Origin of the sequence: Marinobacter manganoxydans MnI7-9, from assembly GCF_000235625.1 — a bacterium.
GTDB classification, from domain to species: domain Bacteria; phylum Pseudomonadota; class Gammaproteobacteria; order Pseudomonadales; family Oleiphilaceae; genus Marinobacter; species Marinobacter manganoxydans.
Genome location: NZ_AGTR01000036.1, coordinates 44,607 through 60,283, shown reverse-complemented (window position 1 = coordinate 60,283; position 15,677 = coordinate 44,607). Strand labels below are relative to the sequence as shown.

The 15,677-nt window shown below is 59.1% G+C and carries 15 protein-coding genes; 13 read left to right on the top strand and 2 right to left on the bottom strand.

What is annotated here, in order from left to right:
- Positions 1–25: 25 nt before the first annotated feature.
- Together wrbA and arsC are read right to left on the bottom strand one after the other, a co-directional pair.
- Positions 26–631, bottom strand: coding sequence for an NAD(P)H:quinone oxidoreductase (gene wrbA / locus KYE_RS09935; protein ID WP_008172906.1), 606 nt, complete (start codon positions 629–631; stop codon positions 26–28).
- Positions 632–674: 43 nt separating this feature from the next.
- Complete coding sequence (arsC, locus tag KYE_RS09930; RefSeq protein ID WP_008172904.1) at positions 675–1,028, bottom strand: arsenate reductase (glutaredoxin); 354 nt, start codon at positions 1,026–1,028, stop codon at positions 675–677.
- A 68-nt stretch (positions 1,029–1,096) separates the two neighbouring features.
- Here arsC and KYE_RS09925 point away from each other — a divergent pair, with 68 nt between their 5' ends.
- From KYE_RS09925 to KYE_RS09865, 13 genes are all read left to right on the top strand, one after another.
- A complete protein-coding gene (locus KYE_RS09925; protein WP_008172901.1) occupies positions 1,097–1,564 on the top strand; it encodes a TlpA family protein disulfide reductase in 468 nt (155 codons plus the stop codon).
- A gap of 45 nt (positions 1,565–1,609) precedes the next feature.
- Entirely contained in the window at positions 1,610–5,092 is a 3,483-nt protein-coding gene (gene dnaE, locus KYE_RS09920) for a DNA polymerase III subunit alpha (RefSeq protein ID WP_008172899.1), read from the top strand.
- A gap of 139 nt (positions 5,093–5,231) precedes the next feature.
- Positions 5,232–6,185, top strand: a complete 954-nt coding sequence (accA, locus tag KYE_RS09915; protein WP_008172897.1) for an acetyl-CoA carboxylase carboxyl transferase subunit alpha — start codon at positions 5,232–5,234, stop codon at positions 6,183–6,185.
- On the top strand, positions 6,169–7,518 hold the full coding sequence (gene tilS, locus KYE_RS09910; protein ID WP_008172895.1) for a tRNA lysidine(34) synthetase TilS: 1,350 nt from the start codon (positions 6,169–6,171) through the stop codon (positions 7,516–7,518). Before accA ends, tilS begins: the two co-directional genes overlap by 17 nt.
- An 87-nt stretch (positions 7,519–7,605) precedes the next feature.
- Entirely contained in the window at positions 7,606–9,234 is a 1,629-nt protein-coding gene (locus tag KYE_RS09905) for a CTP synthase (RefSeq protein ID WP_008172892.1), read from the top strand.
- 2 nt (positions 9,235–9,236) lie between these two features.
- A complete protein-coding gene (gene kdsA, locus KYE_RS09900) occupies positions 9,237–10,082 on the top strand; it encodes a 3-deoxy-8-phosphooctulonate synthase (RefSeq protein WP_008172890.1) in 846 nt (281 codons plus the stop codon).
- A 124-nt stretch (positions 10,083–10,206) separates the two neighbouring features.
- Positions 10,207–11,502, top strand: a complete 1,296-nt coding sequence (gene eno, locus KYE_RS09895) for a phosphopyruvate hydratase (protein WP_008172888.1) — start codon at positions 10,207–10,209, stop codon at positions 11,500–11,502.
- A 205-nt stretch (positions 11,503–11,707) separates the two neighbouring features.
- The gene (locus tag KYE_RS09890; protein WP_008172887.1) at positions 11,708–11,980 is read left to right on the top strand and encodes a septum formation initiator family protein; all 273 of its coding nucleotides are present in this window, start codon (positions 11,708–11,710) and stop codon (positions 11,978–11,980) included.
- A gap of 6 nt (positions 11,981–11,986) precedes the next feature.
- The gene (ispD, locus tag KYE_RS09885; RefSeq protein ID WP_008172885.1) at positions 11,987–12,688 is read left to right on the top strand and encodes a 2-C-methyl-D-erythritol 4-phosphate cytidylyltransferase; all 702 of its coding nucleotides are present in this window, start codon (positions 11,987–11,989) and stop codon (positions 12,686–12,688) included.
- A gap of 26 nt (positions 12,689–12,714) precedes the next feature.
- Positions 12,715–13,194 carry a 2-C-methyl-D-erythritol 2,4-cyclodiphosphate synthase gene (gene ispF, locus KYE_RS09880; protein WP_008172883.1) on the top strand — a complete coding sequence of 160 codons (480 nt, stop codon included), beginning with the start codon at positions 12,715–12,717 and terminating at the stop codon, positions 13,192–13,194.
- Positions 13,191–14,240 (top strand): tRNA pseudouridine(13) synthase TruD, encoded by a 1,050-nt coding sequence (gene truD / locus KYE_RS09875; protein ID WP_008172882.1) that lies wholly within the window; start codon positions 13,191–13,193, stop codon positions 14,238–14,240. The genes ispF and truD overlap by 4 nt, the downstream gene beginning before the upstream one ends.
- An 11-nt stretch (positions 14,241–14,251) precedes the next feature.
- Complete coding sequence (surE, locus tag KYE_RS09870; RefSeq protein WP_008172880.1) at positions 14,252–15,022, top strand: 5'/3'-nucleotidase SurE; 771 nt, start codon at positions 14,252–14,254, stop codon at positions 15,020–15,022.
- Positions 15,019–15,675 carry a protein-L-isoaspartate(D-aspartate) O-methyltransferase gene (locus KYE_RS09865; protein ID WP_008172878.1) on the top strand — a complete coding sequence of 219 codons (657 nt, stop codon included), beginning with the start codon at positions 15,019–15,021 and terminating at the stop codon, positions 15,673–15,675. The genes surE and KYE_RS09865 overlap by 4 nt, the downstream gene beginning before the upstream one ends.
- The last annotated feature ends 2 nt before the right edge of the window (positions 15,676–15,677 follow it).

Here is a 15,677-nt window from a genome sequence, read left to right as displayed (position 1 = left end):
AGTACGTCCTGCGCCCGGTCGCGTATCAGTCAGCGAGTTTCAGCGCCAGTCGCGCCAGACGTTCGCCGAAGGCCTGGCACAGGGCTTTCTCATGCGTGCTCAGGGGTTGCTGTTCGCCGGTTCCGGCCCAGTGGGTAGGGCCGTAGGGTGTGCCACCGGTGTCCGTTTCGCCGAGACTCTTCTCCGAGTAGGGGAGACCACAGACCACCATGCCATGATGCAGCAGCGGCATCATCATGGTCATGAGAGTCGTTTCCTGCCCGCCATGGAGGCTGCCGGTAGAGGTAAACGCGCCCGCCGGTTTGCCTTCCAGGGTTCCGCTCAGCCAGAGGTCGCCGGTCGTGTCGAGGAAATGCTTCAGGGGCGCTGCCATGTTGCCGAAGCGGGTGGGGCTGCCGATGGCAAGGCCGGCGCAATTTGCGAGATCGGATTTGCTGGCGTAGGGCGCTCCAGAGTCCGGAACTGCGGGCAGGGATGCTTCCGTGTCCGGTGAAACCGGTGGTACCGCCCGCAACCTCGCTTCCATGCCTGTTACCCGCGCCACACCACGACCAATCTGGCTGGCCAGCTCCGCAGTCTGGCCTGTGCGGCTGTAAAATAGCACGAGAACATAGGGCAATTGATCGGACATCTTCAGAGATCCTTCTGATCTGGCTGGAGGAGATTGTTGGGCGTTACAGGATCGAGAGAACGTTTTCCGGTGGCCGGCCAAGTGCTGCTTTGCCGTTGGCGGTCACAATCGGTCGTTCAATCAGTTTCGGTGTTGCTACCATCGCGGCGATGAGTTGTTCGTCGCTCAGGTCGGGGCTGTTCAGGCCCTGTTCTTTATACTCTTTTTCTTTCGTGCGCATCAGTTCGCGGGGGCGAAGATCCAGTGCGTTCAGGATATCCTTGAGCTCCTGCTCTGTCGGTGGTGTTTCCAGGTAGCGTATAATCTCTGGCTCAATTCCCCGTTCGGTAAGCAGTTCAAGGGTTTGGCGGGATTTCGAGCAGCGAGGGTTGTGGAAAATCCGGGTGGGTTCTGTCATCTTCGTGCCTGATTGTCTGAATGGAGTCCACGATTTCTGTGGCCGGTAGTCTAACAGGAGGTTTTCCAGTGCAGTACCCTGATTCTGTCCGTAGGCGTTCCGGCCTGCATGTTCTGGCCGTGGCGCTGCTCATTCTGGCGATGTCCGGCTGCCAGAAAATCGAGCTTGAGCGGGCAGAAGGCACAAAACTGAACTGGGACACCTTGCGCGGCCAGTGGGTGTTGGTTAACTACTGGGCGGAATGGTGCAAACCGTGCCTCGAAGAAATTCCCGAGCTCAATGAGCTGGACAAGGCGCCCGACATTACCGTACTAGCCGTCAATTTTGATGGGGTGCGGGGCGACGCATTGGTCGAACTGGGCGAGCGTATGGGGATTGAATTTACCATGCTGGCGGACGATCCAGGGCCGGGGTTCGGCTGGAAGTTACCGGTCGCGCTGCCTGCCACTTTTCTGGTTAATCCGGGCGGCGATCTGGTCGAGACCCGTTTTGGACCCCAGACCGAAGAAGAACTCCGGGCCGTGATCGGCGGTTGAGCCGGCCGCCCCAACTGAATTACACAGCAGGAATAACCTGACGTTATGTCGCAGACTTTTGTACACCTCCGCGTCCATTCCGAATACTCCATGGTGGATGGCCTGGTCAGGGTTAAACCGCTGATAAAGCGCGTTGCCGAGCTGGGCATGCCGGCTGTTGGCCTTACCGAGCAATCCAACATGTGCTCGCTGGTTCGCTTTTACAAGGCGGCCATGGGCGCGGGCGTCAAACCCATCATTGGCGCCGATCTGTGGCTGGAAAATCCCGACGAGCCCGAGAATCCGTTCCGCATCACGCTGTTGGCGCGAGATAACGACGGTTATCTCAACCTCACCGAAATCATTTCCCTGGGGTATACCGAGGGGCAGCGGTTTGGCAAGCCGATCATCCAGCGCAAATGGCTTGAGGCTCGGCCGAACGGTTTGATTGCGCTCTCTGGTTCGAGAATGGGCGATGTGGGCAAGGCTTTGATGGCGGGCAAAACGGAATTGGCCCGCGAGCGCGCCCGTTACTGGATGGATTTGTACCCGGATAGCTACTACCTCGAGTTACAGCGCACCGGTCGTCCAGGAGACGAAGACTGCCTGCACCTGAGTGTTGAGCTGGCCGGTGCTCTTGGCCTTCCGGTGGTTGCCACTAACGATGTGCACTTCCTGGAGGCGGAAGACTTTGAGGCTCACGAGGCCAGGGTCTGTATCGGTGAGAGTCGTACCCTGGATGATCCGCGCCGTGATCGCCGCTTCAGTGACCAGCAGTACCTGCGCAGCGCCGATGAGATGATCGAGCTGTTCAGCGACATTCCAGAAGCAATCGAGAACACCGTGGAGATTGCCCGGCGCTGCTCGGTGAAGGTTCGGATGGGTGAGTATTTCCTGCCCAATTACCCGATTCCCGATGGCATGACCATGGACGACTATTTCCGGAAGGTCTCCGAGGAGGGGCTGGAAGAGCGGCTGGCCAAGACCCTCAGCAAGGACGATCCGGAATACGATGCCAAACGCGAGGCCTACTACAAGCGCCTGAACTTCGAGCTGGATATCATCATCCAGATGGGGTTCCCGGGCTACTTTCTGATCGTGATGGACTTCATCAAGTGGGCCAAGAACAACGGTGTGCCCGTGGGGCCGGGCCGGGGTTCCGGTGCCGGCTCGCTGGTGGCCTACGCCCAGCTGATCACTGACCTGGATCCACTAGAATATGACCTGCTGTTCGAGCGGTTCCTGAACCCGGAACGGGTTTCCATGCCCGACTTTGACGTCGACTTTTGCATGGAGGGTCGGGACCGGGTGATCGAATACACCGCCCAGAAATACGGGCGTGAGGCGGTGTCGCAGATCATTACCTTCGGCACCATGGCCGCGAAGGCGGTTGTGCGGGATGTTGCTCGGGTGCAGGGCAAATCCTATGGCCTGGCCGACAAGCTGTCCAAAATGATCCCGTTCGAGCCGGGCATGACCCTGGAGAAGGCTCTGGAGCAGGAGCCACAGCTGGTCGAGTTTCTCGAGAACGACGAGGAAGCCCAGGAAATCTGGGAAATGGCCCTGAAGCTCGAGGGCGTGTGCAGGAACGCCGGTAAACACGCCGGCGGCGTGGTGATCGCGCCTACCAAGATCACCGATTTTTCGCCCCTGTACTGCGACGACGAGGGCGGAAGCCTGGTGACCCAGTTTGACAAGGGCGACGTGGAAGACGCCGGCCTGGTGAAGTTCGACTTCCTGGGCCTGCGGACGCTTACGATCATCAAGTGGGCGCTGAACATGATCAATCCGCGCCGGGAAAAGAAGGGCATGCAGCCGCTCGACATTAACGAGATTCCGCTGGATGACGTGCCCTCGTTCGACATGCTCAAGAAAGCGGAAACCACGGCGGTGTTCCAGCTGGAATCCCGGGGCATGAAAGACCTGATTCGCCGTCTCCAACCGGACTCCCTCGAAGACATGATCGCCCTCGTGGCCCTGTTCCGGCCGGGGCCGCTGCAATCGGGCATGGTGGACGACTTTATCGACCGTAAGCACGGCCGCCAACCCATGTCCTTCCCGCATCCGGATTACCAGTATGAAGGCCTGAAGCCGGTTCTGGAGCCCACCTACGGGGTTATCCTGTACCAGGAGCAGGTCATGCAGATCGCCCAGGTGATGGCCGGTTATACCCTTGGTAATGCGGACATGCTGCGGCGCGCCATGGGTAAGAAAAAGCCCGAGGAAATGGCCAAGCAGAAGCAGTTTTTCCTGGATGGCTGTGAGCAGAACGGGATCAACACGACCCTGGCCGAAAACATCTTTGACCTGGTAGAGAAGTTTGCCGGCTACGGCTTCAACAAATCCCACTCCGCCGCCTATGCACTGGTGTCCTACCAGACACTCTGGCTGAAAGCCCATTACCCGGCAGAATTCATGGCCGCGGTACTGACTGCCGATATGCAGAACACCGACAAGGTGGTCACGCTGGTAGAAGAGTGCCGGAACATGAAACTGGATCTTCTGGTGCCAGACGTCAGCCGTTCGGAATACACCTTTACCGTCAACGACGAAGGCCAGATTGTGTATGGCCTCGGTGCTATCAAAGGCCTGGGCGAGGGCCCGATTCAGAGCATCGTGGAAGGTCGTGGCGATGGCGAGCCCTATCAGGATATTTTCGATTTTTGCCGACGCATTGACCTGAAAAAGGTCAACAAGCGCGCCATGGAAGCGCTGATCCGGTGCGGCGCCATGGACAAGCTTGGCGCCAGCCGGGCTCAGTTGATGGCCAGCATCGATAAGGCCGTGCAGCAGGCCGGCCAGCAATCCCGTAACGAGTCCGTCGGCATGATGGATATGTTCGGCGAAATGCTCGAGGCCGGTGATGGTGGCGATCCCTACGAGGACGTGGCCGGCATGCGCGAGTGGCCCGAAAAACAGCGGCTGAAAGGGGAGAAAGATACCCTGGGGCTTTACCTCACCGGCCACCCGTTTGATGAATACGAGAAAGAGGTTCGGCGGTTTGTCCGGTCCTCCATCGCCGATCTGAAGCCGAACAAGTCACCCCAGCGCGTCGCCGGGTTGGTGGTTGCCCAGCGCACCATGAAAACCCGCACCGGTTCCACCATGTGTTTCATTACGCTGGATGACAGGAGCGCGCGGATAGAGGCGACCCTGTTCTCGGAAGCCTTCTTTGAAAATCGGGAGCTGTTGCAATCTGACCAGGTGATTGTGGTGGAAGGTCAGGTGAGCCACGACGACTATTCCGGCCAGACGAAGATGCGGGTGAGCTCGGTGATGGATGTCGCGAGCGCTCGTCAGCAGTTTAGCCGTGGGTTGAAGCTCAACCTGCACGCCGATCAGCTGCAGAACGGACTGCTGGACAAACTGGACACCACCCTGAGGCCGTTCCGCTGTGATGGCAGTCCGGTCTGGATTGAGTACAGCAGCCCCGAGGCGTCCACCCGGATCGAGCTGGGTGAATCCTGGCGGGTGCAGCCGGATGACAACCTGCTACTGGAGCTCCGTTACCTCGTAGGCGACCAGTCGGTAGAACTGGTCTATGATTGAGTAAGCTGAAAATTAAAAGTTTGTCAGATAGCGGACTCATACCAATGTCCGCTTTAGCCACTGACCGGGCGCTGCTATCTTTGTGTAAATTCTGGTTTGGCGGAGCATTTTCCCGCCTGGCAAAAAATGATGGAACATCATGAACCCTAACTATCTGGATTTCGAACAGCCAATCGCCGACCTGGAAGCCAAGATTGAAGAGCTTCGGATGGTTGGCAATGACACCGACATCAATATCACCGACGAGATCACCCGGCTGAAGAAAAAGAGCGTCAGCCTCACAGAGAGCATTTTCTCCGATCTCAAACCCTGGGACGTTGCCCGACTGGCTCGCCATCCCCGCAGGCCCTACACCCTGGACTACATCGAATCCATGTTTGAGGATTTCGATGAACTGCACGGCGATCGCCGTTATGCAGACGACCTGGCGATCGTAGGGGGTACTGCCCGGCTGGACGACAAGCCGGTAATGGTGATTGGTCACCAGAAGGGCCGGGAAGTGCGGGACAAGGTAAAGCGCAACTTTGGTATGCCGCGCCCTGAGGGCTATCGCAAGGCCCTGCGCCTGATGGAAATGGCCGAGCGGTTCAAGATGCCCATTCTCACGTTCATCGACACGCCGGGTGCCTATCCCGGCATTGGTGCGGAAGAGCGTGGGCAGAGTGAGGCCATTGCCTTCAACCTGGCCGTGATGTCCCGCCTCAAGACACCCATTATCTCCACGGTGATCGGTGAGGGCGGTTCCGGTGGCGCGCTGGCCATCGGTGTCTGTGACCAGCTGAACATGCTGCAGTATTCCACCTACGCGGTGATTTCCCCAGAGGGCTGTGCGTCGATCCTCTGGAAAAGTGCCGAATACGCTGCCCAGGCGGCGGAGGCCATGGGTGTTACGGCTGACCGGCTTAAAGATCTGGGGCTGGCGGATAACGTGGTAACCGAGCCCCTCGGCGGTGCTCACCGCAACCCTGAAAAAATGTCGGAATCCCTCAAAGAGGTTCTGGCGAAAGGCGTCGCTGAGCTCAGCCGCCTGCCACTGGATGAGCTGGTATCCCGCCGCTACGAGCGGCTGACCCGCTATGACACCGGGCGCTGAGCCCGGTTCCGGATTCCACTGGCCGGAGGCCCTGTGTGCCCCGGTCAGAGAACTCCCCGATCACGCCCGTCTTTGGGTCGCCCTGAGCGGTGGCCTCGATTCCACCCTGTTATTGCACCTGGCAGCCCACTGCCATGGCTGTTCCGGCGCTGTCCGGGCGATCCATATCAATCATCAGCTTCAACCCAATGCATCGGATACCGAGTCGTTTTGTCGCGGTGAATGTGAGCGACTTGGCGTGCCGCTTGTGGTTGAGCGGGTAACCGTCGATGGTGGTCGTAGCTCGGGTGCGGGTATAGAGGAAGCTGCCCGCAAGGCCCGCTATGCCGCCCTCGAGGCGCTGGTCGGGAAGGGCGACCTGGTCTTGATGGCTCACCATGGGGATGACCAGGCGGAAACCGTTCTGTTCCGGATGCTCAGGGGCAGCGGTGTGGCCGGGCTCGCGGGCATGCCGGCCAGTCGTGAGCTGGGCACCGCGACCCTCGTCCGGCCCCTGCTAGGGTTTGAGAGGGCCGAACTCGAGCGCTGGGCCCGGGTCGCTGGCCTGTCATGGGTTGATGACCCCAGCAATACCGACCAGCGATTTGACCGGAATTTCCTCCGTCACACTGTGTTGCCGCTCTTGCGGGATCGCTGGCCGGGGTTGAATCGCAGGCTGCGGCACACGGCGGAATCCTGTGGCGAGAGTGAAGCGCTGAACCGCAAGCTGGCCGCTTTGCAGTGGCAGGCAATCGGCGGCGACCGGGACCGTCTCCCCGTTGATGGCCTGAAAACACTGCCTCTGGCGGAGCAGAAGAATCTGGTCCGTTGGTGGGCACGGGAACGCGGGTTTCATGCGCCCACCCCTGGTGACTGGCAGCAGGTCATTCGGGACCTGCTGTTTGCCGCAGAGGATCGGGAGCCGGAGTTCCGGTCCGACGGTTTCAGTCTGCGACGTTTCCAGGGTGATCTTTGCCTGGTTCCCGACCGCGGCCCTTTACCGGACGCTCCGGTCAATCTCGAGCCGGGGGAGGGCGTGGCGTGGGGAGAGTGGTCCCTCAGGTTGGAATCTGTCGTTACCCCGGAACAGTCGTTGCCGCCAATACGGATATTTACGAGGCAGGGTGGCGAGCGGGTCCGTTTCCGTCCCGATGGGCCGTCCCGTTCGCTCAAGAAATGGCTGCAGGAAGTCGGCGTTCCACCCTGGGAAAGGGCCCGTCTGCCGCTGGTTTTCGCGGGTTCAGAGGGCGCAGCAGAGCTCATTGCCATTGGCGATTTATGGTGTTCTGAACAATACTCGGGAGGCGCCCATGCCGCCGGTTGGCGGCTGGTCGTAGAGCGGGAATGTGATTGAGTCAATGGGGCCTTTCTGGTAGTCTGGCGTCCCATCTTGAGATGACAATCTCCCCCCTTCACCGAACCAGACAATCACGGAATCTGCATGACGCGTTATATTTTCGTCACCGGCGGTGTCGTGTCCTCCTTGGGGAAAGGTATCGCATCAGCCTCTCTGGCTGCGATCCTCGAGGCACGCGGCCTGAAGGTCACTATTCTCAAGCTGGACCCGTACATCAACGTGGACCCCGGCACCATGAGCCCGTTCCAGCACGGTGAGGTTTTTGTCACCGAGGATGGCGCGGAAACAGACCTCGATCTGGGCCACTACGAGCGCTTCATCCGCTCCCCGATGAGCAAGCGCAACAACTTCACCACCGGTCGGGTGTACGAGGAAGTAATCCGCAAGGAGCGCCGTGGCGACTACCTGGGCGGAACTGTGCAGGTAATCCCCCATATCACTGACGAGATCAAGCGCCGGGTCGTTGAAGGTGCTGCTGGCGCCGACGTAGCGCTGATCGAGATTGGTGGCACGGTAGGCGATATTGAATCCTTGCCGTTCCTCGAAGCCTGCCGCCAACTGAAGGTTGAAGTCGGTCCCCAGCGTGCACTTTTCATGCACCTGACCCTGGTTCCGTACATTGCCACTGCGGGTGAGATCAAGACCAAACCCACCCAGCACTCGGTCAAGGAAATGCGCTCTATCGGTCTGCAGCCGGATATCCTGCTGTGCCGCTCCGAGCACGAGGTGGACGCCAGTTCACGACGCAAGATTGCCCTGTTCACCAACGTCGAAGAGCGGGCCGTTATTCCTCTCCAGGATGCCAAATCCATTTACGCCATTCCGCGCATGCTCTATGAGCATGGCCTGGATCAGCTCGTTATCGAACGATTCGGCCTGGATGCACGTCCTGCGGACCTCAGTGAGTGGGACAACGTTGTTGAATCACTGATGAATCCCGAGCAGGAAGTGACCATTGCCATGGTTGGCAAGTACATGGAGCTTCTCGACGCGTACAAGTCGCTGATCGAATCCCTGCTGCACGCCGGCATCAAGACCCGCACCAAGGTCAATATCAACTACATCGATTCCGAAGACATCGAGCGTGATGGCACCGGTGCGCTGGCCAGTGCCGACGCGATTCTGGTGCCGGGCGGTTTCGGTGAGCGCGGCGTGGAAGGCAAGATCCGCACGGTTCAGTATGCCCGTGAGAACAAGGTGCCTTACCTTGGCATCTGCCTGGGTATGCAGGTTGCTGTAATTGAATACGCGCGGAACGTGGCCGGTCTGACCGACGCTCACAGCACAGAATTCCGCGAGCACACGCCGGAGCCGGTGGTGGGCCTGATCACCGAATGGCTGGATTCCACCGGAGAGCGCGAAGAGCGTACGGAAGAATCTGATCTTGGCGGGACCATGCGTCTCGGCGCCCAGGATTGCGTGCTTACCGAAGGTTCCACCATTGCCAACTGCTATGGCAAGAAAACCATTCGCGAGCGTCATCGCCATCGTTACGAGGTCAACAACCACTTCCTGCCAAAGTTGGAAGAGGCCGGTCTACAGATCTCAGGTCGTTCGACCGATGGTCGTCTGGTCGAAGTGGTTGAAGCGCCGGATCATCCCTGGTTTGTCGCCTGTCAGTTCCATCCGGAATTTACCTCCACACCCAGGGACGGCCACCCGCTGTTCAAAGGCTTTGTTGAGGCAGCACTGGCCTGCAAGAAAGGATCCTGAGCATGGCGCAGAACACTGTAAACGTTTCGGGAATCGACGTCGCCAACGACAAGCCGTTTGTGCTCTTTGGTGGCATGAACGTCCTCGAGTCGCCGGAGCTGGCCATGGAGGTTGCCGAGGCCTACGTTGAGGCCACAGGTAAACTCGGCATTCCCTACGTTTTCAAGGCGTCGTTTGATAAGGCCAACCGTTCGTCGGTGAATTCGTTTCGTGGTCCAGGCCTTGAGAAAGGGCTGCAGATTCTGGCGGACATCAAAAGCAAGTTTGGTGTTCCCATTATTTCGGACGTCCACGAGCCGGCCCAGGCCGCTCCCACAGCGCAGGTATGCGACATCATCCAGCTGCCGGCTTTCCTGAGCCGCCAGACGGACCTGGTGGTCGCCATGGCGAAAACCGGTGCGGTGATCAACATCAAGAAGGCCCAGTTCCTGGCTCCCCAGGAAATGAAGCACATCATCACCAAGTGCGAGGAAGCCGGCAATGACAAGGTGATCCTGTGTGAGCGGGGCAGCAGCTTCGGCTACAACAACCTGGTTGTCGACATGCTGGGCTTTGGCATCATGAAAGCCATGAACGTACCGGTGATGTTCGATGTGACCCACTCCCTGCAAATGCCCGGCGGACGCGCGGATTCGGCCGGTGGCCGACGTGCCCAGGTGACTGACCTGGCGCTGGCGGGTATGTCCCAGGGGTTGGCCGGATTGTTCCTTGAGGCCCATCCGGACCCGGACAAAGCCAAGTGCGATGGCCCCTGTGCTTTGCGGCTGAGCCAGCTTGAGCCCTTCCTGCAGCGGGTGAAAGCTGTGGATGATCTGGTAAAAAGCTTTAAACCTATCGACACCGCCTGATTGGCGGTGTTGGCGTTTTACGCGGACTATGGGAGCGAGCGGGAACGGCCCTGCGAAAATGTAGAGGGCCGTTCCCTCTCGCTCTGACTCCCGAATTTGAACATGAACTTGGAGACAGAGAAGAATGACCAAGATTGCCAACATCAAGGGCCGTGAGGTTCTGGATTCCCGCGGTAACCCGACAGTAGAAGCCGACGTTATCCTGGAAGACGGCACCGTCGGCAGCGCCTGCGCGCCTTCTGGTGCCTCCACGGGTTCCCGGGAAGCCCTGGAACTGCGTGATGGTGATGCATCCCGTTACCTTGGCAAGGGTGTTCTGAAGGCTGTGGAAGCCGTGAACAGCAAGATCCGTGATGCACTGGTAGGCAAAGATGCAGCTGATCAGCGTGCCCTGGATCAGATCATGCTGGACCTCGACGGTACCGAGAACAAGGCCAACCTGGGCGCCAACGCCATCCTGGCAGTTTCCCTGGCGGCGGCCAAGGCTGCAGCTATCTCCCTGGGCAAGCCGCTGTATGCGCACATTGCAGACATCAACGGCACCTCTGGCCAGTTCTCCATGCCGGTGCCGATGATGAACATTCTGAACGGTGGTGAGCACGCGGATAACAACGTTGATATCCAGGAGTTCATGGTTCAGCCGGTTTCCGCCAAGAGCTTCTCTGAAGCCCTGCGTGTTGGCGCGGAGATTTTTCACAGCCTGAAAAAAGTGCTTAAGGCCCAGGGCCTGAACACAGCGGTCGGTGATGAGGGTGGTTTTGCTCCCAACCTGCCCTCCAACGAAGCGGCGCTGGCGGTTATCCAGGAAGCGGTCGAGAAGGCCGGTTACAAGCTTGGTACCGATGTGACCCTCGCCCTGGACTGTGCGTCTTCCGAATTCTACAAGGATGGCCAGTACCAGCTGTCCGGCGAAGGCAAGAGCTTCGATTCCGAGGGTTTTGCCGATTACCTGGCAGGTCTGTGTGAGCGATACCCGATTGTCTCCATTGAAGACGGCATGGACGAGAGCGACTGGGATGGCTGGAAGGTGCTGACCGACAAACTGGGCGCCAAGGTTCAACTGGTCGGTGACGACCTGTTTGTGACCAACACCAAAATCCTGAAGCAGGGTATCGAGAAGGGCGTGGGTAACTCCATCCTGATCAAGTTCAACCAGATCGGCAGCCTGAGCGAAACCCTCGATGCCATCAAGATGGCCCAGGATGCCGGTTTCACTGCCGTGATTTCACATCGTTCCGGTGAAACCGAGGACACCACCATTGCCGATCTGGCGGTGGCGACCTGCGCCGGCCAGATCAAGACCGGTTCCCTGTGCCGTTCGGATCGTGTTGCCAAGTACAACCAGCTGCTGCGCATCGAAGAAGCGCTGGACGGTAAGGCGCCTTACCGCGGCCTGAGCGAAATCAAAGGGCAGGGCTGATCGACTGATCCCACCGGTTCTGGCAGAGTGTCTGGCCGGTAATTGGCGAAAAACTGTTAAGGCCATCGTGTTCTGGGCGAAATTCCGGACATGATGGCCTTTTTGTACAGGCAGTTAGAAGAATTTGTTGCTAATCTACTCTAAGGTCTATACTCAACGTCCGGCGTTGGTATTTTGATTGATTGAATTTTGAACGGAATCGGCAATGAAGTTGCTCTGGACCTTAATGGTGGTTGTGATTCTCCTGCTGCAGGTGCGCCTGTGGGTCGGGGAGGGCAGCTTTGCGCAGGTATGGGCTCTGGAGCAGTCCATTGCCGAGCAACGTGAAGAAAATGCCGAGCTAGCTACCCGCAATGAACGTCTCTATGCGGAAGTCAGGAATCTGCGTAACGAGCAGGGCGCCGTTGAAGAACGGGCCAGAATGAACCTCGGCCTGATAAGAGACGACGAGACCTTTTTCCTGGTTGTTGAAAACTGATTGTCTATGCCTGCTCCGAGACTCTGGCTGATTGTTCCTGCCGCCGGCATCGGCCAGCGTATGCAGGCTGAGCAACCGAAACAGTACCTTCGGCTTGGCGAGCGTTTCATTCTCGACATCACCCTTTCCCGACTCATGGATTCCGCGCCTTTTTCCGGCTGCATGGTGCCATTGCACCCGGCCGACCATTGGTGGCCGGATACCGAAGCCAGCGGCGATAGCCGAATCCAGACCTGTACCGGCGGTTCCGAAAGAGCTGGTTCGGTGTTGTCGGCGCTGCACGCCATGGCGGAACAGGTGAAAGATGACGACTGGGTTCTGGTGCACGATGCGGCGAGGCCCTGCCTTGATACCCGGGATCTTTCCAATCTGATTGACCGGCTCTACAGCCATCCGGTTGGGGGGCTGCTTGCCTCGCCGGTTGCCGACACTTTAAAGAAAGCCGGTACTGCTGAACTCCCGGAAGTGATTGAGACCGTTGATCGCACGGGGTTGTGGCGGGCTCTGACGCCCCAGATGTTTCGCTATCGTGTTCTTGTTGATTCTCTGGAGGCAGCTCTTGCCCGAGAGCTTCCGGTGACCGATGAGTCCTCCGCGGTGGAGTTTTCCGGTAACATGCCGGTGCTGGTTGAAGGGCGGCCGGACAATATCAAGATCACCGTGCCCGCCGATCTGGCACTGGCAGGCTTCATTCTGAGCCAATTCTGAACTTTCGGAGTGTTCCGGAGCACATTATGCGTATTGGTCAGGGCTTCGATGTCCACGCCTTCTGCGAAGGCGACTCTGTGATTATTGGCGGCGTAAGCATTCCGCATTCCCACGGGCTCAAGGCCCATTCTGATGGTGATGTCCTGCTGCATGCGTTGGCAGATGCATTGCTGGGCGCTGCCGCGCTTGGCGACATCGGGCATTTCTTCCCGGACACCAGTGACGAGTGGGCAGGGGCCGACAGCAGGGACCTTTTGCGTCGGGTTGTGAACCGGGTCCGGGACGAGGGCTTCTCCGTCGTTAACGTGGATACCACAATCATTGCCCAGGCCCCCAAGATGGCACCCCATATCGATGCCATCCGTTTGAACATTGCCGAAGATCTGGGCGTGCCGGCCAGTCGTGTCAGCGTGAAAGCCACCACCACGGAAAAGCTGGGTTTTACGGGGCGCGGGGAAGGCATTGCCTGCCAGGCGATCTGCCTGCTTGAACCGGTGGAATCTTGAGCAACTGGCGCCTTGACTGGCCAACCTCCGGCGGCGGTCGTATTGCCTCTGGCCGCCTGAAAACCGCCCCGGGCGATTTCATTGTCGACGAATTGCTGGAGCTGCCGGAAAGCGACCCGGCTGTCGAGGGAGAGGTAATCGCAGGCAGTGGCGAGCATCTTTGTTTGAAACTGGAGAAAGTGGGTGATAACACAGAGTATGTTGCCCGCGAATTGGCCAGGATCGCCGGGTGTCGTCACTTTGATGTCGGTTTCTGTGGGCTCAAGGATAGGCATGCTGTGACCCGCCAGTGGTTCAGTCTGTACCGTCCCGGAAACGAGGATCAGGACACCGCTCTGATCCGGGAGATTGGCCTACGCTGGCCGGTTCTGGCGGCTTCGCGGCAGGCGCGGAAATTGCGGCGCGGGGAGCACAGGGGTAATGGCTTCACGATTACCCTGAGGGCCGTCTCCGGTGAGCACCAGGTTATTGACCGAGCGCTGGAGCGTCTGGGCGATATTGGGGCTCCAAACTACTTTGGCCCCCAACGGTTTGGCAATGATGGCGCTAACCTTGACCGAGCGGTGCATCTTGATCCCGCTACCCTGAACCGACGTGGCCGGTCCGGTGGAAAAGGCCGGGGTGGCAAAAAGCGAGCTGGCAGCGACGGCTCGAAAAACGTATTGTATTTTTCGGCAGCGCGCTCCTGGCTGTTCAATGAGGTGCTGGCAGCTCGGGTAGACGATGGCAGCTGGGCCGAGGCAGGAGCGACAGGTCCACTGTGGGGTGACGGCGGCACCACCGCTTGCGGGCCCCTGGAAACCTTCGAGCGAGGCATTGTCGCGCAAACCCCGGAGTTGGCCGCCCTGTTTTCGGTCACCCGGATGAAACCGGAGCGAAGGCCATTGGCGGTAAAACCGGAGAGCCTCTCCTGGCAGTGGGTCGCTGAAGACTGTCTGGAGCTGGCGTTTTTTCTTTCGCCCGGCCAGTACGCGACAACGATTTTGAGTGATATTTTCGAGCTTGAGGACATGAGCCTCGGCCGACACAACGAACAACAAGGCTAGCGGAGAACACTGTGCGTATTCTGTTGTCGAATGATGACGGCGTTCATTCACCGGGGCTTATAGCCCTGTTTGATGGCTTAAAAGGACTGGGTGAGCTTGAGGTCGTGGCGCCTGACCGGGATCACAGCGGCGCCAGTAACGCCCTGACGCTCAATCGCCCCCTGACGGTTGAGGAACATCCCAACGGTTTTCGTTCGGTCGATGGAACACCGACCGACTGCGTCCATCTGGCGGTGAACGGATTGTTCCGTGAGCCGTTCGACAGGGTGGTGTCGGGTATCAACACCCACGCCAACCTAGGCGACGACATTATCTACTCCGGTACCGTTGCTGCGGCAACCGAGGGTCGCCACCTCGGACTTCCCGCCATTGCCGTCTCCCTTGTCAACGATGGCCACTTTCACTACGAGACCGCCGCCCGGGTTGTCCGGGTGCTGCTCGAGAACGAGCGTCCCCTGGTGCTGGGGCCTCGCTCCATTCTCAACGTGAATGTCCCGGATGTTCCCTGGGAGGAACTGGCTGGCATTCGGGTGACGCGCCTCGGCCACCGGGAACGGGCAGAGGGTGCCGTCCCGATGACCTGTCCTCGCGGCAAAGAGCGTTACTGGATCGGGGCGGCAGGTGTCGGCGGTGACGCCGGTCCCGGCACTGATTTCAATGCCGTACGTGAAGGTTATGTCTCGGTTACCCCGGTTCACATCGACATGACCCGGCATGAGGCGCTCTCACGGCTCCGGGATTGGGTCGATACCCTGGAGGTTTCGCTGGAGGGGCGGGGATGACAGCGCAGCTCGAAGGCATCGGGATGACCTCCCGACGCACCCGGATGCGACTGGTTCAGCGCCTCAGGGAAGCCGGCATCGAGTCGGACCGGGTACTTGAGATTATGGGAGAGGTGCCACGGCACATTTTCCTGGATGAGGCGCTTTCCCATAGGGCCTACGAAGATACATCGCTACCGATTGGCTACGGCCAAACCTTGTCACAGCCCTACATAGTGGCCCGCATGACTGAATTGATGCTGGCCTACGGGCCCTCACGGGTCCTGGAGCTTGGCACCGGGTCCGGTTACCAGACCTCGGTGCTTTCCCGCTTGTTCGCCGAAATCTACAGCGTCGAGCGGATCAAGGCGCTTCAGGACAGGGCCCGGGACCGGTTGCGACAACTGAACGCCAGAAACGTGTTCCTGAAACATGCTGATGGTGGCATGGGCTGGCCTGAACGTGGCCCTTTCGACGGCATTATCGTGACCGCAGCACCCATTGAAGTTCCAGCCGAATTGCTCGCCCAACTGGCAGACGGTGGCGTGTTGATTGCCCCTGTCGGTGAGGAGAACCAGGTGCTGGTGCAGGTAACCCGGCGTGGAGATCGCTTTGATCACAAGGAGCTGGAACCGGTCCGGTTTGTGCCGCTTCTGGGCGGGGTTGTCCGATAATC